The organism is Simiaoa sunii (assembly GCF_014337175.1).
In the GTDB taxonomy this organism is placed as follows: domain Bacteria; phylum Bacillota; class Clostridia; order Lachnospirales; family Lachnospiraceae; genus Acetatifactor; species Acetatifactor intestinalis.
In genome coordinates this window covers 1,103,300-1,125,306 of the sequence record NZ_CP060633.1, presented here as the reverse complement: position 1 = coordinate 1,125,306, position 22,007 = coordinate 1,103,300, and the positions used below count along the sequence as shown (strand labels likewise).

Annotated in this window: 22 protein-coding genes; 1 reads left to right on the top strand and 21 read right to left on the bottom strand. The window is 48.4% G+C overall.

The window, feature by feature from the left end:
- Window positions 1-156: 156 nt before the first annotated feature.
- The 15 genes from rlmD to H9Q77_RS05200 form a co-directional block, all read right to left on the bottom strand.
- Window positions 157-1,491, bottom strand: coding sequence for a 23S rRNA (uracil(1939)-C(5))-methyltransferase RlmD (gene rlmD / locus H9Q77_RS05270; RefSeq protein ID WP_249326737.1), 1,335 nt, complete (start codon window positions 1,489-1,491; stop codon window positions 157-159).
- A complete protein-coding gene (locus tag H9Q77_RS05265) occupies window positions 1,492-2,628 on the bottom strand; it encodes a glycoside hydrolase family 88/105 protein (protein ID WP_249327135.1) in 1,137 nt (378 codons plus the stop codon). It abuts the gene before it with no gap.
- A 156-nt stretch (window positions 2,629-2,784) separates the two neighbouring features.
- Window positions 2,785-3,966 (bottom strand): ABC transporter permease, encoded by a 1,182-nt coding sequence (locus H9Q77_RS05260; protein WP_249326736.1) that lies wholly within the window; start codon window positions 3,964-3,966, stop codon window positions 2,785-2,787.
- Window positions 3,956-4,774, bottom strand: a complete 819-nt coding sequence (locus tag H9Q77_RS05255) for an ABC transporter ATP-binding protein (protein WP_249327134.1) — start codon at window positions 4,772-4,774, stop codon at window positions 3,956-3,958. The genes H9Q77_RS05260 and H9Q77_RS05255 overlap by 11 nt, the downstream gene beginning before the upstream one ends.
- A gap of 72 nt (window positions 4,775-4,846) precedes the next feature.
- On the bottom strand, window positions 4,847-5,677 hold the full coding sequence (locus H9Q77_RS05250; protein WP_249326735.1) for a TraX family protein: 831 nt from the start codon (window positions 5,675-5,677) through the stop codon (window positions 4,847-4,849).
- Window positions 5,678-5,819: 142 nt separating this feature from the next.
- Complete coding sequence (locus H9Q77_RS05245) at window positions 5,820-6,518, bottom strand: response regulator transcription factor (protein ID WP_022154664.1); 699 nt, start codon at window positions 6,516-6,518, stop codon at window positions 5,820-5,822.
- Window positions 6,519-6,855: 337 nt separating this feature from the next.
- Window positions 6,856-7,596 (bottom strand): tRNA pseudouridine(38-40) synthase TruA, encoded by a 741-nt coding sequence (gene truA, locus H9Q77_RS05240; protein WP_249326734.1) that lies wholly within the window; start codon window positions 7,594-7,596, stop codon window positions 6,856-6,858.
- Window positions 7,593-8,915 (bottom strand): sporulation integral membrane protein YtvI, encoded by a 1,323-nt coding sequence (gene ytvI / locus H9Q77_RS05235; RefSeq protein WP_249326733.1) that lies wholly within the window; start codon window positions 8,913-8,915, stop codon window positions 7,593-7,595. The genes truA and ytvI overlap by 4 nt, the downstream gene beginning before the upstream one ends.
- A 16-nt stretch (window positions 8,916-8,931) precedes the next feature.
- Window positions 8,932-9,537 carry a ribosome biogenesis GTP-binding protein YihA/YsxC gene (gene yihA, locus H9Q77_RS05230; RefSeq protein ID WP_249326732.1) on the bottom strand — a complete coding sequence of 202 codons (606 nt, stop codon included), beginning with the start codon at window positions 9,535-9,537 and terminating at the stop codon, window positions 8,932-8,934.
- Between the two features lie 70 nt (window positions 9,538-9,607).
- Window positions 9,608-10,870, bottom strand: coding sequence for an ATP-dependent Clp protease ATP-binding subunit ClpX (clpX, locus tag H9Q77_RS05225; RefSeq protein WP_022154668.1), 1,263 nt, complete (start codon window positions 10,868-10,870; stop codon window positions 9,608-9,610).
- Window positions 10,871-11,034: 164 nt separating this feature from the next.
- Window positions 11,035-11,622, bottom strand: a complete 588-nt coding sequence (clpP, locus tag H9Q77_RS05220; protein WP_022154669.1) for an ATP-dependent Clp endopeptidase proteolytic subunit ClpP — start codon at window positions 11,620-11,622, stop codon at window positions 11,035-11,037.
- A 168-nt stretch (window positions 11,623-11,790) separates the two neighbouring features.
- Complete coding sequence (gene tig / locus H9Q77_RS05215) at window positions 11,791-13,140, bottom strand: trigger factor (protein WP_249326731.1); 1,350 nt, start codon at window positions 13,138-13,140, stop codon at window positions 11,791-11,793.
- Window positions 13,141-13,232: 92 nt separating this feature from the next.
- Window positions 13,233-13,511 (bottom strand): TM1266 family iron-only hydrogenase system putative regulator, encoded by a 279-nt coding sequence (locus H9Q77_RS05210; protein WP_118546360.1) that lies wholly within the window; start codon window positions 13,509-13,511, stop codon window positions 13,233-13,235.
- A complete protein-coding gene (locus tag H9Q77_RS05205) occupies window positions 13,481-14,872 on the bottom strand; it encodes an ABC transporter permease subunit (RefSeq protein ID WP_249326730.1) in 1,392 nt (463 codons plus the stop codon). The genes H9Q77_RS05210 and H9Q77_RS05205 overlap by 31 nt, the downstream gene beginning before the upstream one ends.
- Window positions 14,859-15,962, bottom strand: coding sequence for an ABC transporter substrate-binding protein (locus H9Q77_RS05200; RefSeq protein ID WP_249326729.1), 1,104 nt, complete (start codon window positions 15,960-15,962; stop codon window positions 14,859-14,861). The genes H9Q77_RS05205 and H9Q77_RS05200 overlap by 14 nt, the downstream gene beginning before the upstream one ends.
- Before the next feature lie 245 nt (window positions 15,963-16,207).
- Between H9Q77_RS05200 and H9Q77_RS05195 the strand changes: the two genes are divergently transcribed.
- Window positions 16,208-16,405, top strand: coding sequence for an alpha/beta-type small acid-soluble spore protein (locus tag H9Q77_RS05195; protein ID WP_022154674.1), 198 nt, complete (start codon window positions 16,208-16,210; stop codon window positions 16,403-16,405).
- A 93-nt stretch (window positions 16,406-16,498) separates the two neighbouring features.
- Here the strand turns inward: H9Q77_RS05195 and fsa are convergent, their stop codons facing one another.
- The 6 genes from fsa to H9Q77_RS05165 form a co-directional block, all read right to left on the bottom strand.
- The gene (gene fsa, locus H9Q77_RS05190) at window positions 16,499-17,152 is read right to left on the bottom strand and encodes a fructose-6-phosphate aldolase (RefSeq protein WP_022154675.1); all 654 of its coding nucleotides are present in this window, start codon (window positions 17,150-17,152) and stop codon (window positions 16,499-16,501) included.
- Window positions 17,153-17,300: 148 nt separating this feature from the next.
- Complete coding sequence (locus tag H9Q77_RS05185) at window positions 17,301-18,131, bottom strand: serine/threonine protein kinase (RefSeq protein ID WP_249326728.1); 831 nt, start codon at window positions 18,129-18,131, stop codon at window positions 17,301-17,303.
- Entirely contained in the window at window positions 18,086-18,745 is a 660-nt protein-coding gene (locus H9Q77_RS05180) for a hypothetical protein (protein WP_249326727.1), read from the bottom strand. The genes H9Q77_RS05185 and H9Q77_RS05180 overlap by 46 nt, the downstream gene beginning before the upstream one ends.
- Window positions 18,746-18,926: 181 nt before the next feature.
- Window positions 18,927-19,982 carry an RIP metalloprotease RseP gene (rseP, locus tag H9Q77_RS05175; protein WP_249326726.1) on the bottom strand — a complete coding sequence of 352 codons (1,056 nt, stop codon included), beginning with the start codon at window positions 19,980-19,982 and terminating at the stop codon, window positions 18,927-18,929.
- A 34-nt stretch (window positions 19,983-20,016) separates the two neighbouring features.
- A complete protein-coding gene (locus H9Q77_RS05170; protein WP_249326725.1) occupies window positions 20,017-21,162 on the bottom strand; it encodes a 1-deoxy-D-xylulose-5-phosphate reductoisomerase in 1,146 nt (381 codons plus the stop codon).
- A 14-nt stretch (window positions 21,163-21,176) separates the two neighbouring features.
- Window positions 21,177-22,004, bottom strand: a complete 828-nt coding sequence (locus H9Q77_RS05165) for a phosphatidate cytidylyltransferase (protein ID WP_249326724.1) — start codon at window positions 22,002-22,004, stop codon at window positions 21,177-21,179.
- Window positions 22,005-22,007 lie beyond the last annotated feature (3 nt).

Sequence of the window (22,007 nt, the reverse complement as noted above, 5' to 3'; positions counted from 1 at the left end):
AAAAAATACAAAAGCAGGTAATTTTGTATTATAAAAATGCTTTATTTTCGCCAAGTACGCAAATAAAAGAAATTCCGTACAAAAATTCCTGATTTCGGAACTTTTTTGTACGGAATTCAATGTTTTTATACTATTTACACCAAACTGACTTTTCAGTTACTTCTTCTGCCGGACCAGCAGGGTGACTGCCTCCAACGAATCAGTGAACGGGAACATGTCCACGCCCACGCCCTTCGCCACACAGTAACCCTTCTTCTTAAAGTACTTCAAGTCCCTGACCAGTGTCTCTGGATTGCAGGAGACGTAGACGATTCGCTCGGGACCGATCCGGACGACGGAACTCATGAATTCTTCGGTGCTGCCGCTTCTGGGAGGATCCATCAGGACGACATCTACTTTCGCGCCCTGTGCCGCCATCTCCACCAGGAATTTCCCGGCATCGTTCTGGTAGAACTGGATGTTGCGTATCTGGTTCGCTTTGGCATTGTTGCGAGCATCCCGTACAGCATCGGCATTTAACTCCACACTAATGACCTTGCCGGCCTTGTCGCTAGCGATCATGCCGATCGTTCCGGTTCCGCAGTAGGCATCCACCACAGTCTCTTTGCCGGTGAGTCCGGCATACTCCAAAGCTTTCCCATAGAGTATCTCGGTCTGTACCGGGTTCACCTGATAGAAGGATTTGGGAGAAATACGGAACCTCTTTCCGCACAGCTCATCCTCAATATATCCCTTGCCGTAGATCACATGCTCCTTGTCGCCAAGTACCATGCTGGTATTTCGATTGTTAACATTGATGACCACGGTAGTGATCTCCGGGTGAAGCTTCAGCAGTGCCTTCACAAAATTATTCTTGGAGGGCAGGATTGGGGAAGCCAGCACCAGTACCACCATGATCTGGCCGGTGACATGTCCGGTGCGGATCAGGACATGGCGCAGCAGTCCGTATCCAGTATCCTCATTGTAGGGACGGATATGAAAAGATTTCAACAGTCCCCGGATAGAGACAATGATCTCATCCGCTTTGGCATTCTCGATCAGACAGCTGTCCACAGGAACGATCCGGTGACTCTTCTGCTCATAGATGCCGGAAATGACATCATGATAACGGTTTTCACCAAACACAGCATGTACCTTGTTCCGGTAATGCTCCGGATGCTCCATGGGAATGACACCCTCTATTTTGCAAAAGGGAGCCAATAGCTCCCCTAATTGCTTTTCTTTCTTTTTTAATTGTTCTGCATACGGCTGATTGATCCAGCTGCAACCACCGCACTTGTCAGCCACCGGGCAGAGACCACTCTTCTTTTTAACAGCCGTCTTTTCCCGGCCCTGTCCTACGGGCACCCGGGTTTCCTTGCCTGCCGTCACTTTAGTTTTTCCCGCCGCATTGGCTTTTCCCGTTGCTTTGGTCTTTCCCGTCCCTTTCGCAGGTCCGGATGTTCTTCTGTCATTTCTGTTATCGTTCTTCATCATTCCGCCTGACTTCATTTAGTCATCCAGTCTTCTCATTTCTGTGTAAGCCAAAAGCAGCGGTCCCACACCCTTGGCATCGTCTTCCACGATGGGCTCGGACATATAGTATTCGAAGCTGCCGTCACGGCGGCGGTTATCCTCCGGTCCCAGTCCTGCTACGAGGCAGATACCTCCGAGGCTTAAATGTCCGTCCTTCTCCTTCAGATAGCGGTCACAGATACCCTGGAATGCCTTTAATCCATAGGCTCTGTAGGACTCCGGTAAAAATCCGAGTCTCACGCCCTTCAGCAGGGAGTAAGCCATGATCGCACTTCCACTGGTCTCTAAGTAGTTCGGCTCCCTGCCGCCCAGTGCGGGAAGTTGGTACCACATACCGTTCTCATCCTGGAATTTTAACATGGAATCGATCAGATCCACGAATACCTTCTTCAGATTGTCATACTCTGCCTTATACTCTTCTCCCGGCTCACATTTGCTCAGGGTATCCAAAAGTGCCATGGAATACCAGCCCAGTGCTCTCAGCCAGAAATTCTGTGACAGGCCGGTCTCCTTGTCACACCAGAAGGCTTTTTTTGAGGCATCGTATCCGTGATAGTATAACCCGGTCTTTGGATCCCTCATATATTTTACGACATTGGCAAACTGATGGAAAATATCATCGTAGTGCTTCTTGTCATCGAATTTAGTCTCATATTCCATGTAAAATGGCTGTCCCATATACATGCCGTCCAGCCATATCTGATTGGGATAGATCTTCTTGTGCCAGAAGTTGCCCTCCTCGGTACGGGGCTGCGTCTCCACCTGACTGTAGATCAGGTCGATCGCCTTGCGATATTTTTCCTTGCCATTTAAGGCATACAATGCGAACAGGGTCTTACCTGCATTGACATTGTCAATATTATATTCTTCCACGGAATACTTCGTAATCGTACCGTCTTCCTGTACTCTATGGTCAATAAATGCATCTGCGAATTCGTAATACTTCTTCTCTCCGGTAGCGCTATAGATCTCCAAAAGTGCCAGGATCATGCAGCCGTCAATGTAATTCCAGCCGGCAGCTTTCCCTTCTCTCGCCTTCTCAATGTTCCATGCGGGAACATCCAGAGTGCTTTTCTCGATCAGTTCATCAATGTATTTCTCAAAAATAGGCAGTTGCATGTACTATTTTCCTCCATTTTCTGTATTCAGAGCATCATTCGCAAAATTGCCCCTGCGGTGCTTTCTTTTGCTCGAATTTACATTGCTCCGAATAGTTATCATTGTACACATTTCTCACTTTATAGTCAATAATTATAAAATACTATGCTCCTACCCAAACATCACTTTCTCGCTCTGGAATGCCCTCGTCAGTCCGAATACCAGCACTCCCGCCACACACAGATTCACGATCACGGTCAAAAGAATTTCCACCGGCTGATAGCTAAAAGAAAAAATACCGTTCATGCACTGTACGCTGTTATATACCGGAATCAGATACCGGTACAGCGGAATCTCTTTTCCCTGACTGAGCATAGGGCTCAGTCCGATAAAGGTCACCACGATGGTAAATGGAGAGGCTGTCGTAGCCGCTTCTTTCACGCTTTTTGCAAAAGCGGAGACCAGTGCGATCATGGATACCAGTACCATTACCGTAGACAGAATGATCAGAAGCAGCATCGCAAAATCCATAGGCGTATACACCGACGAATCCACTCCCGTCAATTCCCCGCCCATCATTTTCGGCAGTGCCGCAAAGGTTCCGATAAAGCTGGAACAACCTGCCAGAAGTGCAATAATGCTTAAGGAAAATACTTTGCCAAGTGCCAGAGAGCTCCTCCTCATGGGAGTCACAAGCAATGTCGCTATGGTACCACGCTCCTTCTCCCCGGCGATGGATTCCGGTGCCACGGACATACATCCACTGTATAAAAACATCATAAGCAGCAGGGGCATCATCATCGAAAACATCTGTCCCGTAGTATCTTTGCTGGTGGCACAGTCGTAATACACGGAATCCCCGGCATTGATGTCTAACTTATTGGATATAGATGTCTCATATGCCTCCAAAATGTCCGACACTTCATTGTAAAAATGAGTGGATTCCGTCTCCGCGGAATTGTAATAGATTTCCACGTTGGGCGCCGGTTTTCCACTCTGCACCTGATAGTTTTCCACTGCCTGATCAAAATCCACCGGGAATACTACCAGCCCGACTGCCTGTTTATCCTGTATCTCCTGTCGCATCTGTGTCAGCTGCTCTCTGTCCGCAGGCTGCCAGTCTACCTTAAGCTCCCGCAGGTCTTCTCTTAACGACTCCGGCATATCCACCACATAAGCTTTGGCCACGTAAGCTTCTTCCGGAAGTATGGACTTCATCATGGCGCTTCCCAAAAAACTGTACACCACATAGATCATGATTCCAGGGAGCAAAAGTGTCGTGATTACCAGCCTTCTGTCTCCGAAAAATCTTGCCAGTTCTTTTTTCATTACCGTAATCGTATTATTTGTCATGGTTCTCGTCCTCCCCGTTCACCGCTTCATAGATTTCAAAAAAGCGATCCTCCAGGCTCTTATCACCGCAAAGAGTCCGCAGGTCCTCACAGGCTACCATACGACCGTTAATAATAATTCCCACCCGGTCGCAGATCTTCTCCACCAGACTGAAAATGTGCGTTGATATGATAATGGTCTTCCCCTGCTCTTTCAGGTCCAGCAGAAAATCTGTCACCACTTTTGCCGTCAGAATATCCAGTCCATTGGTGGGTTCATCAAAAATGATGATCTCCGGATCCTGCACCAGTGAGATCACCAGGGATACCTTCTGCTTCATTCCCGTAGACAGATCCCTGACGCGCACCTGTGCAAACTCCTGAATGCCGAACCGTGCAAACAGCATGCGTTTTCTGGTGTCTCGTCTGTCTGTCGGAATACCGTACAATTCAGAGAAAAAGTCATACAGATAATCCGGGGTAAAAAAATCCTCCAGCTTCAGTTCACTGGTCAGGAAGCCGATCTTACGCCGTACCTCCTCCGGTTGTGTCACTACGCTGCTGCCGGATAACACCGCATCCCCGCTGTCCGGTCGGATCAGCGTTGCCAGCATCCGAAGAGTTGTGGTCTTACCGGCACCGTTGGGTCCCAAAAGTCCAAACACTTCCCCTCTGTTTACGCAAAAGCTCACTTGATTCACGGCAATCTTCGTCTTCGCCGTGCTATGCTCCAGTTTCTGCTGTTTTGCCGACAGATGAAATGTCTTGCTGATTTCCTGTACCCGGATCAATTCTTCGCTGTCCCCTATCTTCCATTTTTTCTCTTCCATATACGCCATATCCTCCATGTCACTGTCTTCCCCGTCTTCCACTTTACTATCCACAGAGCATCCTGTTGTTCGTCAGATTGCAGGAATTCCCGCAATTCCCATTGCCACACATACCAGCCACAAGAGCAGAAGATGCGCAGGATAGAAAAAGTAAAAGAAATATTTATTCTGCCGCCCTCTCGTTCCGTTGTAGAACCAGATCAGAATAAAGGAAAGTGCTGCAAACATCTCCAGGCTGTCCATCAATAAAAAAATGATGACACCGGCCCACATCTGTGCTTTCTTCCGGTTACGGAACAGATAAAGTACAGTGATTGCCAAAATCCCCTTAAAATCATAATCCGTCTTAAGAACCAATGCCAGTACACATCCTGTCAGAATAATAACGGCATTCAGTCCCACGCGCAGAATCGTTTTTCCAACCGTTGTACCCGCAAAATGCTGTTCCACCAAATGAAGTCCCGCGATCACCAGCAGCCCCAATAACAATGTAAAAAATACATTCTGATATGCCGGATACCATGCCTTGCCGCTGAATGCCAGATCAAAGGGTACCTCCGAAATCAGTGCAAATAAAAACATCCTGCCCAGATACTTTTTCACATTGTGAGTCTTTTGGAATCCCTCTACCAGTAAAAAACAGTAAATCGGAAATGCAAGTCTGCCGATGATACGCATTGCCATGTAGATGCCGTACATTCCACCGTTCTGCCCCATCCAGGCAGTATAGGCCTCCTGATTCACCATAGCTTCATACAGCCCGTTTCGGATCAGCAGCCTGGTCATGATCACCGCCCCGATGTGATCGATCAACATAGTCACTACCGCGATATTTTTCAGCACTGCACTGTTGATTCCTCGTTTCCCCTGTATTGCCCCTGCCTGTATCACTTCTGTCTGCATCCTTATGCTCCATCCTTGTTTTGCTTGTATTATTTAATTAGTACAATAATGCATTTGTATTGATTTGTCAAGCATCTCCCGATCAAGCTTTGACAAAAATGTCCCCTGCTGACGCAGAGGACACACTTATTAACAATCTTTTTCATCCTACCTTATATCCGGTTCCCCATACCACTTTCAGGTATCTGGGCTCCTTGGGATTGCTCTCGATCTTCTCACGGATGTGGCGGATATGCACCGCAATCGTATTATCCGCTCCGATAGCCTGCATATGCCAGATAGACTCATAGATCTGGCTGATGGATAATACCTTTCCACGCTCCTGCACCAGCAGGCGTAAGATTTTATATTCAATGGGCGTCATCTTCACTTCACGGCCGTCTACCGTTACCGTACGGTTCCGGTCATTGATCTCCAGCCCATCCACGCGATAAATACTATCAATACTTTCACACAGATTGACCAGCTGTGTATACCGGCGAAGCTGTGATTTCACTCTGGCTAACAGCTCCAACGGATTATACCCCACCGTCACATAATCATCTGCACCGGCATTCAGCGCCATGATCTTGGCAGTCTCCGCATCCTGTGCGGAAATGATAATAACGGGGATCGTAGTCATATTACGGATGTCATGGATCATCTCAATGCCTTCTCCCCAGCCTCTGCCATCCAGTTCTACATCCAGCAGCAGAAGCTGGATCTCCTGTGCCCGCAGTAATTCTTGTAACTGTGCTCTCCCCGTCACTGCCACCATTTTTAAGCCTTCTCCTGCCAGAAGGGAACTCATTATCTCTATTACGCCTGTATTATTATTGTATACTGCCACCCTTTTTTCCATGACCTGCACCTTACACCTTTCGTATCGGATAAAGTCCCTCTGCCTTATCCACGTTTATCGTATCCTGTCAATGCATACTTTCTGCAACATAATTATTAAAATTCTATAAACATTTCGTTTTGCTCTTATCCATTCATAAAAGCGTCTGCTTCGCAGCCGACGCCGCTACCGCGGCTCATCTTTTATTTCATGAATAAGACGCTTCGCTCATGGAATCGTAAATACACTGCTTTGCGTGCAAGCACTCACGCAGCTTATTTACGATTTCATGGCAAAACGAAACCCTACAACTACATAGACGCAATTGTAGGGCAAAAAGTTGCAGTATTTTTATTTTTCAGGTGTAAAAAACTTCTTCCAGTACCAGTCCTTTGGCAGGTACCAGCGCTCCCGCCTTCGCTCTGTCTCCGGACTTCAGTATATCTGTCACACTCTCCGGTGTCCGGATTCCCTTTCCGACCTCGAGGAGAGTTCCCATGAGAATACGGATCATGTGATGCAAAAATCCATTTCCGGTAAATACAAACTCCACACGGTTCTCTATCCGTTCGATCCGGATCTCGTCGATCCGGCGGACGGTGGATTTCTTACTTTTCTTCGCAGAGGTAAATGCCTTGAAATCGTGCTCTCCAAGCAATCGCTCCGCAGCCTTTCGCATAGCATCCAAATCTAATGCTTCCGGTTCCTCTGTCGCATAGCGTCTCCAGAACACATCCGGGATCTGACTGTTGATGATGCGGTAACGGTAACGCTTCCCGGTGGCATTTAATCTGCTGTGGAATCTGGGTGCCGCCTCCGACACCTCCACCACGGCAATATCCTCCGGCAGATATCGGTTACAATATTCCAGGATCTCCTCTACACTCATGGCAGATTCCGTGTGGAAATTCGCCACCTGCCCCAGGGCATGCACCCCGGCATCGGTCCTGCCGCTGGCAGAGATCTCTATGGGTTCACCACACATTTTAGTTAGCAGCGTCTCCATTTTCCCCTGGATCGTATTATCCGTGGAAGTCTGTTTCTGCCATCCCTGATATCTGGTTCCTTCATATTGCAGTCGTAGTCTGATATTTCTCATGATTTCTTTTCTTTCTGTTTTTTCGCAGAAGCTTCTTTTTGAGCTTCTTTTCGAGCTTCCTTTTGGGCTTCTTTTTGAGCCTCTTCCTCTGCTGCCTGTCTGGCCAGTTCCTCGCTCAGCCTCCGGTCTCTCTCCTGCATCTGCCGCACTTCGTCCATATCCTCCGGCTTCAGTCTGCGGAAATGATTGATCCCGGCTGTCAGAATCTTCACGCTGTCCTTGGTCGTCTGTAAAGCGCCCTCCTGATACATGGTAAGTGCGATCAGTCCGACCGGTACTGCCACGATCATTCCTACGACACCGCCCAGCTTATATCCTATGTACAGAAGGAACAGAGTCGGCAGAGGAGGCATTCCCACGGAATCTCCCACGATCTTCGGCTGGATCAGCTGACGCGCCAGTTGTCCGATGCCCCAGATGATCAGCAGTCCTATGGCCATTTTATAATCAGAGCTTAAGATCTTGATAATTGCCCAGGGGACCATGACGGTTCCGGTTCCAAAGAAAGGCAGGAAATCCAGAAATGCGATCCCCAGTGCGATCAACAACGCATAGTCTACCTGCAGAATGGCAAATCCGATGACTAATAGCAGATACATCCACACTTCGATCTTAAGCTGTGCCTTAAGATACCCGCCTACTGCTTTGACCAGTCCGCGCTTCAGCATATAATACCAGGACAGTACTTCCGCCGGTGTATGCTTACGGAACCATGTTGCCAGCTGGTCTCTCTCCGCTACGAAGAAATAGGAAGAAAGCAGTGCCATGATCAGTCCGATCAGGATCGAAGGAACCTGCTTGGCGAAATTGCCCACGGCATTGATCGTAGGTGTGCCGATCTTACCCAGAAGATCTCCCACATAGCTTCCGATCTGATTGATGACATCCATGATGCTTTGCTGTACATCCGCCGGAAAACGGTTATAGATAACGCTCAGGTTCTGTCCGATATCGGCAAAATCATTCTCCGCACTGTCCCAGATATCCGGCAGTGCACCGATCAGTCCCATGATCTCATCGACTAACTTCGCCCCTACCAGATAGAGGATCAATATCACCAGTGCGATGACCGCCACGATGACAAATGCACTTCCCGCTTTTCGCTTGATCTTTACCTTTTCCTCAAAAAACCTCACCAGGGGACTGGCGATCAACGCAATGATCCAGCCTGCCACAAACGGTGCAAAAAATACTAACAGCTTCGGCACCAGGAAAACGATCAACGTTAATATAATAAATGCCACACCCAGATTCACTAAGGCTTTACAATATTTCTTCATATACTCCCACTCTCTCACGCATTCTGCTTTTACACTCATTCATCCTTCCTGCTGTCTATTCCTGTGCAGGATTCTCTGCCGCCAGCACTCCGTCCAGAATCTCATAGATTTCTTCTCTTCCCTGCTTGGTCTGTGCAGAGTACGGGATGATCTGTGTGTCCGCCCCCGCCTGTAAGGTGGTGCGGATCAGTTTTATCTGCTTTTGGATCTGGCTACGGTTGATCTTGTCCAGTTTCGTGGCAATGATGATAGGATCGTAGCCGTTACGACGGATCCAGTCATACATGATCCGGTCATTCTCCGACGGTGCATGTCTGATATCGATCAGCAAAAACACCAGCTTTAACTGTTTGGATTTATGTAGATAATCTTCGATCATCTTACCCCACTGGGCTTTCACATTCTCATTTGCCTGGGCGTAACCGTAACCGGGGAGATCCACGAAGTAGATTTCATCGTTCACATTATAGTAATTGATGGTCTGGGTCTTACCGGGCTGGGCACTGGTTCTTGCCAGGGATTTCCGGTTCATCAGACCGTTGATCAGAGAGGATTTCCCCACATTACTTTTCCCAGCAAATGCCACCTCGGGATGGATATTTTCCGGAAGCTTACTGGTAATACCGCAGACCGTTTCCAGACTCACATTCTTTATGATCATAAAAATACCTTTTTCTTTCTGCTTTTTTGCACAAAACGCTGCCCTGTGTCACCACAAGGCAGCGCCCAGATTATTTTGCCTTTTTCAGAGAATCTTCGTGTATGGTGAGAGGCTCGCTCTCTCCATCCACAGCAGCCTTAGTGACTACGCATTCCTCGATGGTATCATCGGAAGGAATCTCATACATGGTATCCATCATTACGGATTCCATAATAGAACGCAATCCTCTGGCACCGGTCTTACGTTCCAGTGCTTTGTCTGCGATCGCCTCGATGGCATCCTGCTCAAAGTCTAACTTTACATGATCCATCTGGAACAGCTTCTGGTACTGCTTTACCAGGGCATTCTTCGGCTCCTGAAGGATACGGATCAGTGCTTCTCTGTCCAGTCCCCGTAAGGATACACAGATAGGCACACGTCCTACGAACTCGGGGATCAGACCGAACTTCACCAGATCATGAGGAGTTACCTCCTGTAACAGTTCACTGATGTCCTTGTCCTCTCTCTTCCCAAGCTCTGTGTTAAAACCGATGGACTTACGGTCCAGTCTGGACTCTACGATCTTCTCCAGTCCGTCGAAAGCACCGCCGCAGATAAACAGAATGTTGGTGGTATCGATCTGGATCAGTTCCTGATGAGGATGCTTTCTGCCACCCTGGGGAGGTACGCTTGCCACGGTACCCTCGATAATTTTCAGCAGTGCCTGCTGTACGCCCTCACCGGATACATCACGGGTAATGGAGACGTTTTCACTCTTCTTCGTGATCTTATCGATCTCGTCGATATATACGATACCGTACTGGGCACGTTCCACATCGTAGTCCGCCGCCTGGATCAGCTTCAACAGAATATTCTCTACATCTTCGCCTACATAACCGGCCTCAGTCAATGTAGTGGCATCTGCGATAGCAAACGGTACATTGATGATCTTCGCCAGTGTCTGCGCCAGGTAAGTCTTACCGGAACCGGTAGGTCCTACCATGATGATATTACTCTTCTGCAGCTCCACATCATTCAGATCCTTGGGAGCCGTTACTCTCTTGTAATGATTGTACACCGCAACGGAGAGGACCTTTTTCGCCTCCTCCTGTCCGATGACATATTCATCCAGGAAGTTCTTGATCTCCTTCGGTTTCAGAAGGTTGATATCCGGAGTCGCGGTCTCTTCCACTTCTTCGTCTTCCAGTTCCTCCTCCAGGATGTCAGCGCAGATATCTACGCACTCATCACAGATATATACCCCGGCAGGTCCTGCGATCAGCTTGCGGACCTGGCTCTGGGTCTTGTTACAAAATGAACATCTGATGTCATTTCCGGAATTTTTTCCTGCCATTACTACTATACTCCTGTTATTTTATCTCCTTCCGAAGACGCCGCTTTTGCGTCGTAGGAAACGCGAGCCAAATTTCAGATTTGGCTCTGCGATAAAAACTACTTTGTGCCGTATGCGGCACAAATAGCTGTGTAAAAAATATGCTATCAAGCATATTTTTTACACTATGCCTCGTGGAAGGTGATCACCTTATCGATCAACCCGTATTCACAAGCTTCCTCGGCGCTCTTCCAGTTATCCCTCTCGGTGTCTGCGCAGATGGTCTCATAATCCTTGCCGGTGTTCTCAGCCAGCATACGGTTCAACTTCTCCTTGGTGCGGAGGATATGCTTGGCTGCGATCTCGATCTCGGTGGCCTGGCCCTGGGTACCGCCCAGAGGCTGATGAATCATGATCTCTGCATTGGGCAGTGCAAAACGCTTGCCCTTGGCACCACCTGCTAAAAGGAATGCTCCCATGCTGGCTGCCATACCGATACATACGGTGGATACATCACACTTGATGTATTTCATAGTATCGTAGATTGCCATGCCTGCGGTAACACTGCCGCCCGGGCTGTTGATATACAGATGGATATCCTTATCGGGATCCTCCGCTTCCAGGAACAGTAACTGTGCCACAATGATGCTGGCGGAAGTCTCATTCACTTCCTCACCCAGGAAAATGATCCTGTCCTTCAACAATCTGGAATAAATATCGTAAGACCGCTCACCCTTGCTGGTCTGTTCAATGACATAAGGTACTAAACTCATATTCTAAAACCTCCATTGCTTCTGATTAATACTACTATCGTATCCTACTTAGTAAGCTTTTTCAACGAGATTCCGAAGATTTAATAAAAATTTAGGAACTTTTAAATCTGAAAAAGAAAGCGGACCTGGCAGTCCGCTTTCTCTTCGTATCGTATCTTAAAGCACAGATTATGCTTCTTCCGGCTTCTCTTCTGCTGCCTTTTCCTTCTTGGTGGTCTTCTTGGCTGCAGCCTTTGCTTCCTTAGCGTTGTCTACGATGAAGTCAGCTGCCTTTCTTACGCAGATATCTTCCTTCACCTGCTTAGCACCCTGCTCACCCAGGAGTTCTTTTACCTTGTCAGCTTCCATCTGGTAAGATTCTGCGATGCTCTTGATCTCAGCTTCGAAATCTTCCTCAGTAGCTTCCATCTTCTCAGCTGCTGCTACAGCTTCCAGAACCAGACGGGACTGGATTCTCTTCAGTGCTTCGGGTTTCAGCTGCTCCATCATGGTCTGAGCGGTCAGACCGGTGAACTGCATATACTGCTCCAAAGAAAGACCCTGTGCCTGAATTCTCTGTGCAAAGTTCTCTAACAGCTGTCTCTGCTGGGTCTCGAGCATTGCATCGGGAATCTCCATCTTGGCATCTGCGATCACTGCATCCAGAACTGCCTCTTCCTTGGCAATCTTAGCTTCTTCTTCCTTCTTGGAAGTCAGCTTCTTCTGTACATCCTCTCTATACTCAGCCATAGTATCGAAATCAGATACTTCACTTGCGAACTCGTCATCCAGATCAGGAAGCTGCTTCTCCTTGATCTCCTTAACGGTGCACTTGAATACTGCGGGCTTGCCAGCCAGCTCAGCTGCATGATAGTCCTCAGGGAAGGTTACATTTACTTCGGTCTCTTTATTTAATTCAGCACCGATCAGTCCCTCTTCAAATCCGGGGATGAAAGAGCCGGAACCGATGGTCAGGGAATGATTTTCACCCTTGCCGCCCTCAAATGCAACACCGTCTACAAAACCTTCGAAATCGATAACGGTCATATCGCCGTCCTTAACAGCACGGTCTTCTACATTGATGGTTCTCGCATTGCTCTCGCGCTCTCTGTTGATCTCAGCGTCAACCTCTTCATCGGTCACCTTAACTTCGATCTTGTCAACCTTCACACCCTTGTACTTGCCAAGAGTCACTTCGGGCTTCAGAGCAACCTCTGCGGTGAAGATGAAAGGCTTGCCAGCCTCTAACTGGGTCACATCGATCTTCGGAGAAGATACGATCTGCTCCTCACACTCTTCCAGAGCCTTATCGTAAGCATCGGGGATCAAAGCATTTGCTGCATCCTCATAGAATACTGACTTGCCGTACATCTGCTCGATCATCTTACGGGGAGCCTTGCCCTTACGGAAACCAGGAATGCTGATCTTGTTCTTATTCTTCTGGTAAGCACCTTCGATTGCCTTCTCCAGTTCTTCAGCAGATACTTCGATGGTCAGCTTCGCCATGTTTTTCTCTAACTTTTCAACCTGTAAACTCATTATAACATTTCCTCCTTTATACCCTTGCGGGTCTGTATCCAGTCGCAGTCATTTTGCAATTATAGCATAAGTTGGAGGAATTGACAACCCTTTTATTTGGGGGCTTTCTGCGTATCCGGGGCATAGAGGCACTTGGAACTGACTCCCGGGATCATTCCCAGCTTCCCGGACAGAGCACTGACCTTTTCCTGTGGGGCGTCCATGACCACACTGATGATATTCATCTGCTTCTCATGATAAGGTATCCCCATTCTTCCGATAATATATTCTCCGTATTCATGCAAAAGTCCGTTGATCCGGCCTGCTGCCTCCTGATCCTCCACGATAATGCCTACCAGCGTCACTCTTGTGTTTTCCGTGTCCTTTCCCATAATCCTTCTCCCTTCTGAACGTCCTCCGGCATATTCTCCCACGGTCTGATATGCGTGGCGATCATGATGATGCGTCCATTTGCATGTGTGCGGATGTATTCATATGCTTTCTCCCGGTTCTCTTCATCCAGCCCTGTGAAAGGCTCGTCCAGCAGAACACACTGTGCTCCTGCTTCCATTGCCCGCACCAGTGACACTCTCCGCTTCATGCCGCCGGACAATTCATGACAGGGCTGACCCAGTGCTTCCTCCGGCAGTAACCACGTAAGTGCCTTCCGCGCTTCCTTCGCATCTCCCATGACCATTTCCAGATTCTTCACCGCACTGTATTCTTCGCAGAGTCTGTCCTCCTGAAACTGCACGGAAAAAGCATCGATTCCCGACACTTCTCCCTCTTCCGGCCGTTCCAGCCCGCACAAGCACCTAAAAAAAGTCGTCTTGCCGCTGCCCGATGGTGTATCCAGAAAGTAAGGTTCTCCTCCGTGGAATTCCTGTTCCACATGCCGGAAGATCCAACGGTCATGATAACATTTTCCAAAATCTGCCACACATAAAGTGCGACGTTCTCTGCTGACATTTTTCTGCGGCATTGCCGGTCTCTTGCAGGCAGGCTCCCACCGGAAAAAATATTCCACACAACCGAAGACTATTTTCTCAAACAATACACTAAGCACAATGATCACTGCTGTCCAGGCAAACAGATCCGCCGTATCGAGGTAAATCTTCGCCAGATACAGTGCTCCGCCGATGGAATGCAACGGCGTACCGATCACTTCCGCTGCCACTCCGGATTTCCAGCTCATTCCCAGGGATAATTGAAATGCGCTGAGCAGGAATGGCTTTAATGCCGGACGGTAAATATAGAAAAAGCGTGTGGCAAACGGCAGACGAAACACTTCTGCCGTCTCTATCAGTTCTGCGTCCGCACTTTTTAAGCCTTCCAGTGTGTTCAGATAAATATTCGGAAACACCACGAAAAAGCAGACCGCCACCGCCAGCGGGGAAGCTCCCCACCAGATCAGTAAAAGCACCGCAAATACTGCAACCGGCACTGCCTTGCAGAATACCATGAACGGGCGCAGGATTTCCTCTGCCAGACGGTATCTGTAGCTTACCGCCGCTAACAACAGTCCCAAAACCGCTCCCAGCAAAAAGCCTGCGGCAATCCGCCACAGCGAGCCAAGGGCGCTACGCCAGAATTCCACCTGCCCCGCGAGAACGATAATCGCCCGCAATGCCTGCAGGGGTGTCACCACCAGCAGGAAATTATCCACACACACTGCCGTGATCTGCCATACCCCCAGCCAGAAGAGCAGGATCATAAATTTTTTAATGTATTTTTTATCCTTATTCTGCATCATAATAGAAATCAGATTCCGGAAGTCCGCCGCCGATAGACAGAGAATCCTGGTGGAACAGTACGTCAAGGTATCCAGACAGTGCCTGCTTCATGTCTGCCTTATCCATATAAGTAATGTTGCATCCTGGGATTGCTTTCTGTGCAATGGGCTCCTTTGCCACGATCTGTGCTTCCACTGCCAGCGCAGCACCGGTGGTGGGATCTGCATTGATGGCTTCGGCACTTGCCTTATGTTCTTCCATAAAAGATTTCACTGCATCCTCATGCTCTTCCAGGAATTCCTTGCTTACCACCGTGACACCTGTGACCATGCTGCTGCCGCTTACACCCTGTATCTTATTCCACTCTTCATTTAAGTCAAAGATCACTTTCAGTGCATCATTCTGCATGCAGGCTGCAGTGACGAAGGGCTGGGGCAACAGTCCGATGGCTGTGGGATCCTCTGCCAGCACAGATGCCACCTCTGTTGCTTCGGATTTATATTCCAGTGTCACATCGTCCACAGACATGCCATTGGCAGTCAGCAGATATTGCAATACATAGTCCGGTGTGGTTCCCTTTCCGGTTAAATAAATGGTCTTACCCTTCAGATCCGTAAAATCCGTAAGGTCATTCTCTCCGGATACCATGTACAATACCCCCAGTGTATTGATGTCGATCACTTCCACACCGCCCTGTGTCTTATGATAGAGGATACTTGCCACATTGGCAGGTATCAGTGCGATATCCAGGTCACCTTTTACCATTAGCGGCAGGATCTCGTCCGCACCGGTAGCCATCTGAAACTCATAGGCATTAGAAGTCTCTCCTTTTTCTGCCTTGTCCATTAAAAATAAAAGTCCCAAAGATGTCGGGCCTTTTAAGGATGCCACACGCACTACTGTGTCATCCGCATCCGTATTTTCTGCTGTAGCTTCTGTACTTTCCATTACGGCTTCCGTACTCTCTGCAGGCTGTGTACTCTCTGTCATCAGACTTTCTGCTGCGCTCCCGCTATTTCTTGTCTGTCCACATCCGGTAAGACCGCTGCATAACAGTCCAAGTGTCAGTACCAGCGCCAGCGTTTTTGTGATTCCTGTTTTCTTTTTCATTGTTTTGTCGCCTTTCTCTTCTCAGCCCCGTGCTTCGGAGTCAGTCATTTCTGTGGGATTCCGGTCAGTGGATCCGATGCCGCGCTTTCCAGTCTCCGTTTGTTCTGTTGCTTTTTGATTATAACATAAAATGAAAAACTTACCAGCATGAAAAAACAGCCGGTGCTCATACTAATACCAAGATAAGTGATCACAAGTAACGCTTATCTGAAACACAAAAACAATTCCAAACGGAGGTGAACGAAATGGCAAGTAAAACCAATAGAGTAGAAGTTCCCGCGGCTAAGGCAGCAATGGACCGTTTCAAGACTGAGGTTGCATCTGAGCTGGGTGTTAATCTGAAAGAGGGTTACAACGGCGACCTTACTTCTAAGGAAGCAGGAAGCATCGGCGGCGAAATGGTTCGTCGTATGATCAAGAAGCAGGAAGAGCAGATGAAATAAGCTCTGCCGGAATCCTCGGAATCGACAGGAACAAAAAAGAAGCTGTACAGAGAATCCCTCTGTACAGCTTCTTAACTGTGTTCATCTTATTTATTATTCACCGAAGACTGCTCTGTAATCTGCCTGGAACTTGGCAATACCGGCATCAGTCAGAGGATGTTTTACCATCTGCTCTATAACTGCGTAGGGAACGGTTGCAATGTCAGCACCGGCCAGAGCGCAGTCGGTCACATGAATGGGATTACGCACGCTTGCTGCGATGATCTGGGTATCCAGGTCGGTTACCGCGAAAATATCAGCGATATCACGGATCAGGTCTACCCCTCTCGTGCTGATGTCATCCAGTCTTCCCAGGAAAGGAGATACATAAGTTGCACCGGCGCGTGCAGCCAACAACGCCTGGTTTGCTGAAAAGATCAGTGTTACATTGGTCTTTATCCCTTCGGAGCTTAATACTTTACATGCCTTCAGACCTTCTACCGTCATAGGGATCTTGACTACCATATTGGGATGGATGGCTGCGATCTCTCTGCCTTCCTTGATCATGCCTTCCGCATCTACGGTGGTTGCTTTCACCTCACCACTGATGGGTCCATCTACGATGGATGCAATCTCTTTGATCACTTCTACAAAATCTCTGCCCTCTTTGGCGATCAGAGAGGGATTGGTCGTTACTCCGCAAATAACCCCCATGTCATTTGCTTTCTTAATGTCTTCTACTTTTGCAGTGTCAATAAAAAAACGCATAACTCTTCTCCTTTTTGCTATGTAAAATTAATTGGTCCGGTCCCGAAAGTAATCTGTGACCTCTAGTTACAGTATACTCATTCCGTCTGGAAACAGCAAGTAGTTTTTTATAAAATTTATTGATTGTGTTCGAGCACGGTTCGTACAACTATGAGCAGTACAACTTACGGATATAATAAAAATCAGACTCTTTGAATACCTGTCTGCGCACCCTCCCGGATGCATTCATCACGGAGAGCAGACGACGGAAAGTTTTCATATCCGGAATACGTCTCTGTCGCTCTGTGTGAGTCGCCATCCGGCTTATTCTGCGAAGCCATTTTTCCTGCCTGTTGCGTTTCCCATTTTTCTCTCCCAGCATGACCTCCAACAATTTTCCCATGGCATACACATCGCTTTCCTCCCCGGGTATCTCCCCCTGTCGGAACTGTTCCGGCGCACTGTAGGAATAATTGCCTGCTCCCGACCATTTTTCTTCTCTGTTCCACAGGCATCCCAGATCCAGGATCCCCACTCTGCCGTTGACACGGATCCGGATATTTTCCGGCTTCAGATCCCGGTAGAGAAATGGATGCTGCCGCTCATGAAGATATTGTATGCCTTCCGCGATCTGATCCGCGATCCACGCAGCATGTCCGGGAGTAAGTCTGCCTCTTCTCTCCAGCATTTTCCGCAGATCCATGCCATCCCAGAATTCCATGATAAGATAGCCCTTTCCTCCTTCTGTCCAATGTTCCACATACCCGGGGAATAACGGATGTCTGATCTCCTGCCAGTTCTCACATTCCCTCTGCCATTGTTCTGTGACATCGGACACTCTGCAGGCCCGGAATCCTCCGCTACTGTCTGTCACACGATAGACTTGGGAAAAGCTGCCTTCTCCCACCGGTACGGGACTGTGATATCCATGCCAGGCCAAAATCCTCTCCATTTCTATTCCGTTTGTACCGTTTCGTTGCTCTGTTTCCCTTTGCTCCATATAGTTTCTCCCTTTACCGGCAGAATCCATACCGCTCCCATATGTCTTCCGCCCCGCTGCTCTGCCTTCCGACCCAGCTCTGCCAGCCGTCTCTCTGCCCGCTCCGCTCTGTCCGACAGTAGATCGGTCCCCACGCTTTCCGGTCTCAGGCAGCCTGCCAGTTCCTCTTCACAGTAATTCAGGAATCCATGATCCGTCAGCAAAATTGCTGTTCCTGCTTCGACTTCTCCCACCATGCATTGATTCTTCCAGACTTTCCACCCGGTTCTCCCAAACCTCTTGAAAAATCCGCAGAGATTCATCCTGCCGTGGTCAAACAGAAGCACTCTGCTGTCCACACACAGTACTCCCGCATAATTGCTGTTTTTGTCCACTTCCGCAAGCTGTTTCGACCATTTTTCTCTTATCCTTTCTTCCGTGTACGATTTCCAGATATCCCTCCCCTGCAATTCCTCTTCTATTTTGTTCTGCAGATTCATCAGCAGTTCCCTGTTGTCGGAAATACAGGCATATACCACAGAGGCTTTCCTGCGACGGTATTTTCGTTGTTGCAATGACAGAAATATATTGGGGACCGTCTCCTTTTGCCAATAGCAGGCCGTAACATGCTCCATACGCACTCCTCCCTTCTATCCTATCTATCCTAAACACAGATACATATATTCTTTTCATTCTTCAGGGTTTATTTGCCGACCGGCATGAAAATGATATCAGAATCGCGTCTTCCGCGAACGTAAAAAGAGCATACCATGCGGTATGCTCTTTGTCAACGGATAATAAGATATCCCGGATACTCTATCCGAAAATATTTACCAGATCGTTAAATAACAGGAACACCATCAGCACCATAAAAAACATGAGTCCGATGAAGTGTACCATGCCCTCTTTTTCCGGGGGCACCGGTTTGTGCGTAATGGCTTCCCAGATCAGGAATACCAGTCTGCCGCCGTCCAATGCAGGAATCGGCAGGAGATTCAGGATCCCCAGATTCACCGTAAGCATCAGGGTGATATTCAACATATTCACCAGTACATTCTGCCAGCCGTAGTCTTTTGTACTTTCGTAGGTTTTTCCCACGACGTTCACGGCAATCCCGACCGGTCCTGCCACATCCTGTCTGGATACCTGCCCCTGCACCAGCATCGCCAGGCTCTTCCAGGTCATCGTTACACAATAACGCATCTCATACCAGGAGTAACGGAAGCAGTCCAGTCCGGACAGCTGTACAAAATCCGCGTTACTGATGCCGATCATATAACGTCCTGCACTCTCATCATACTTAGGAGTCAGGGTTATAGTTCCTTTTACGCCGTCACGCTCATACTGTACCGTGACATTCCCGCCCCGGTAGGTCAGCGTAAACAGCTGTATTTCTTCATACAGATGAATCTTACTGCCATTCAGAGAGAGAATTCTGTCTCCGGGTTGCAGTCCGGCTTCCTGCGCCGCACCGCCATCCACGATCTCCGTCGCCACGGGATCACGGATCACGATCAGATTCACCATAATAAAAGCAATGATAAATCCAAGGATGAAATTAAATACCGGTCCCGCCAGGACAGTGGAGATCCGCGCCCATACATTGGCATTTAAAAACGATCCGCTGTGGTCTTCCCCGTCTTCTTTTTCATTCAGTCCATCTTCGCCTTCAAACATACAGGCTCCACCGATGGGAAGCAGCTTCAGAGAATATTTGGTGTCTCCTTTTTGAAAAGAAAACAGATTCGGACCCATGCCCACGGAAAATTCTATCACATGAATCCCATTGGCTTTCGCCAGCAGAAAATGTCCGAATTCATGTGAGATGACCACCACCCCGAAGATCAATACAAACAAGATCAATGTAACCATTTATTGCCTCTCATATCATGCTTCTATTTTAGGATCAGAATCCCTTGCCGTCGATATAACTGTAAACAGATGCTTCTGTCTCCAGAATCTCCTCCACGTTCGGGTTCTCGATCACCTTATGCTGCTCCATGGCTTCCTGAATCAACTCCGGGATCTGAAGATAAGCGATCTTGCGATCTAAGAACAGTCCTACCGCTTTCTCGTTGGCTGCGTTGTACACCGTAGGCATACTGCCACCGATGCGTTGTGCATCATAAGCAAGCTTCAATCCGTAGAACGTCTCCATATCCGGCTTCTCGAATGTCACCTGTGCCAGTTCATAGAAATCCAGCCGTCTGCCCGGCATCGGACGACGATCGGGATAGAACAGCGCATACTGGATCGGGAGTTTCATATCCGGAGTTCCCATCTGTGCAATTACCGCACCGTCCACATATTGTACAGCGGAATGAATAATACTCTGGGGATGCACAATGACCTGGATCTGATCCAGATCCACACCAAACAGCCATTTTGCTTCCATGACTTCCAGTCCTTTATTCACCAGGGTGGAGGAATCTATCGTAATCTTCCGTCCCATGGACCAGTTTGGATGTTTTAAAGCATCCTCTACCTGAATATTCTGCAGCTGTTCTCTCGTCTTTCCTCGGAAGGGCCCACCGGATGCAGTCAGCAGAATTTTCTCGATCCTGCCCTTCGGTTCTCCGTTCAGCGACTGGAAAATGGCACTGTGTTCACTGTCCACCGGCAGAATCTTCACACCCATCTTCGCCGCCAACGGCATAATGATGTGTCCGGCAGTCACCAGAGTCTCTTTATTTGCAAGAGCAATATCCTTTCCTGCCTCAATGGCCGCGATCGTAGGTCTGATACCAATCATGCCCACAATAGCCGTCACTAATACCTGTGCTTTGGGCATCACTGCGATCTCCAGCAGTCCATCCATTCCGGTCACGACCTTCACAGGAAGATCCGCTACACGACTGCGCAGATCCGCTGCCGCCTCCTCGCTCCACATACCTGCGATCAACGGATGGAATTCTCGGATCTGCTGCTCCATCTGTTCTACACTTTTTCCTGCTGCCAGTGCTACCACCTGCAGCTCCGGATTATTCCTCACGACTTCCAGAGTCTGGGTTCCGATCGAACCGGTAGACCCCAGAATTGCTATCTTTTTCATGTATTTTCGCTCCTCTATCTGAGTCCCATCAGCAAAAGGGTAAGGAAATAGGTCATCGGTGCTGTCACCGTCATACTGTCAAAACGATCCATAATCCCACCATGTCCGGGAATCAGTTTCCCATAATCTTTAATATTATGGTTCCTCTTGATGGCAGAGGCCGCCAGATCTCCCACCATGCTCATCACTGCACCTGCGGCACAGATAAAGGCAATGATCCATGTAATTGTCCGGTCTGGGAATGCCGTCTCCACAAAAAAATGTGCATACAGTCCACCGATCAGTGCTGCCCCGACGACACCGCCGATACAGCCTTCCAAGGACTTATGAGGACTTAATTCCGGGAAAATATGCTTCTTCCCGATCAGCTTTCCGACGACATAGGCACAAGTATCGCATCCCCAGGAACTGATCAGGATCAGCCATACCAGATAGATTCCGGTCTCACACTCGCGGGTGAGATAGACAAAGGACAACAGCACCGGTGCATACAGGAAGGAAAATACCGCTGCCATGACCTGACTTGCCTCGTATTTCGGAAACAATACCACATAACAGAACATTTCCGCCATAAAAAGTCCTACGATACACATAAGCAGTAATGTATGATCCCTGGTAAAAAACAGTGTTGCGTAATATGCCGTCACGCCCACAAAGCCGATCCACTCCAGTGCATTAAATTTTTTCTCATTAGTTGCACATCTTAATGCCTTGGTAAGCTCTCTGTATGCAATCAGAGAAATAAGCCACAGCGGCACTGCTAAAAATATATTGCCGAAGCTGAACGTAGCCAGTGCAATGACAAGCAATACAATGCCACTGAGCAAACGGGTCCAAAACATAAG

Coding starts and splice junctions, on each gene's coding strand:
- rlmD (WP_249326737.1), bottom strand. CDS start 1,491: ATGAAGTCAGGCGGAATGATGAAGAACGATAACAGAAATGACAGAAGA.
- H9Q77_RS05260 (WP_249326736.1), bottom strand. CDS start 3,966: ATGACAAATAATACGATTACGGTAATGAAAAAAGAACTGGCAAGATTT.
- H9Q77_RS05255 (WP_249327134.1), bottom strand. CDS start 4,774: ATGGAAGAGAAAAAATGGAAGATAGGGGACAGCGAAGAATTGATCCGG.
- H9Q77_RS05250 (WP_249326735.1), bottom strand. CDS start 5,677: ATGCAGACAGAAGTGATACAGGCAGGGGCAATACAGGGGAAACGAGGA.
- H9Q77_RS05245 (WP_022154664.1), bottom strand. CDS start 6,518: ATGGAAAAAAGGGTGGCAGTATACAATAATAATACAGGCGTAATAGAG.
- truA (WP_249326734.1), bottom strand. CDS start 7,596: ATGAGAAATATCAGACTACGACTGCAATATGAAGGAACCAGATATCAG.
- ytvI (WP_249326733.1), bottom strand. CDS start 8,915: ATGAGTGTAAAAGCAGAATGCGTGAGAGAGTGGGAGTATATGAAGAAA.
- yihA (WP_249326732.1), bottom strand. CDS start 9,537: ATGATCATAAAGAATGTGAGTCTGGAAACGGTCTGCGGTATTACCAGT.
- clpX (WP_022154668.1), bottom strand. CDS start 10,870: ATGGCAGGAAAAAATTCCGGAAATGACATCAGATGTTCATTTTGTAAC.
- clpP (WP_022154669.1), bottom strand. CDS start 11,622: ATGAGTTTAGTACCTTATGTCATTGAACAGACCAGCAAGGGTGAGCGG.
- tig (WP_249326731.1), bottom strand. CDS start 13,140: ATGAGTTTACAGGTTGAAAAGTTAGAGAAAAACATGGCGAAGCTGACC.
- H9Q77_RS05210 (WP_118546360.1), bottom strand. CDS start 13,511: ATGGGAAAGGACACGGAAAACACAAGAGTGACGCTGGTAGGCATTATC.
- H9Q77_RS05205 (WP_249326730.1), bottom strand. CDS start 14,872: ATGATGCAGAATAAGGATAAAAAATACATTAAAAAATTTATGATCCTG.
- H9Q77_RS05200 (WP_249326729.1), bottom strand. CDS start 15,962: ATGAAAAAGAAAACAGGAATCACAAAAACGCTGGCGCTGGTACTGACA.
- H9Q77_RS05195 (WP_022154674.1), top strand. CDS start 16,208: ATGGCAAGTAAAACCAATAGAGTAGAAGTTCCCGCGGCTAAGGCAGCA.
- fsa (WP_022154675.1), bottom strand. CDS start 17,152: ATGCGTTTTTTTATTGACACTGCAAAAGTAGAAGACATTAAGAAAGCA.
- H9Q77_RS05185 (WP_249326728.1), bottom strand. CDS start 18,131: ATGGAGCAAAGGGAAACAGAGCAACGAAACGGTACAAACGGAATAGAA.
- H9Q77_RS05180 (WP_249326727.1), bottom strand. CDS start 18,745: ATGGAGCATGTTACGGCCTGCTATTGGCAAAAGGAGACGGTCCCCAAT.
- rseP (WP_249326726.1), bottom strand. CDS start 19,982: ATGGTTACATTGATCTTGTTTGTATTGATCTTCGGGGTGGTGGTCATC.
- H9Q77_RS05170 (WP_249326725.1), bottom strand. CDS start 21,162: ATGAAAAAGATAGCAATTCTGGGGTCTACCGGTTCGATCGGAACCCAG.
- H9Q77_RS05165 (WP_249326724.1), bottom strand. CDS start 22,004: ATGTTTTGGACCCGTTTGCTCAGTGGCATTGTATTGCTTGTCATTGCA.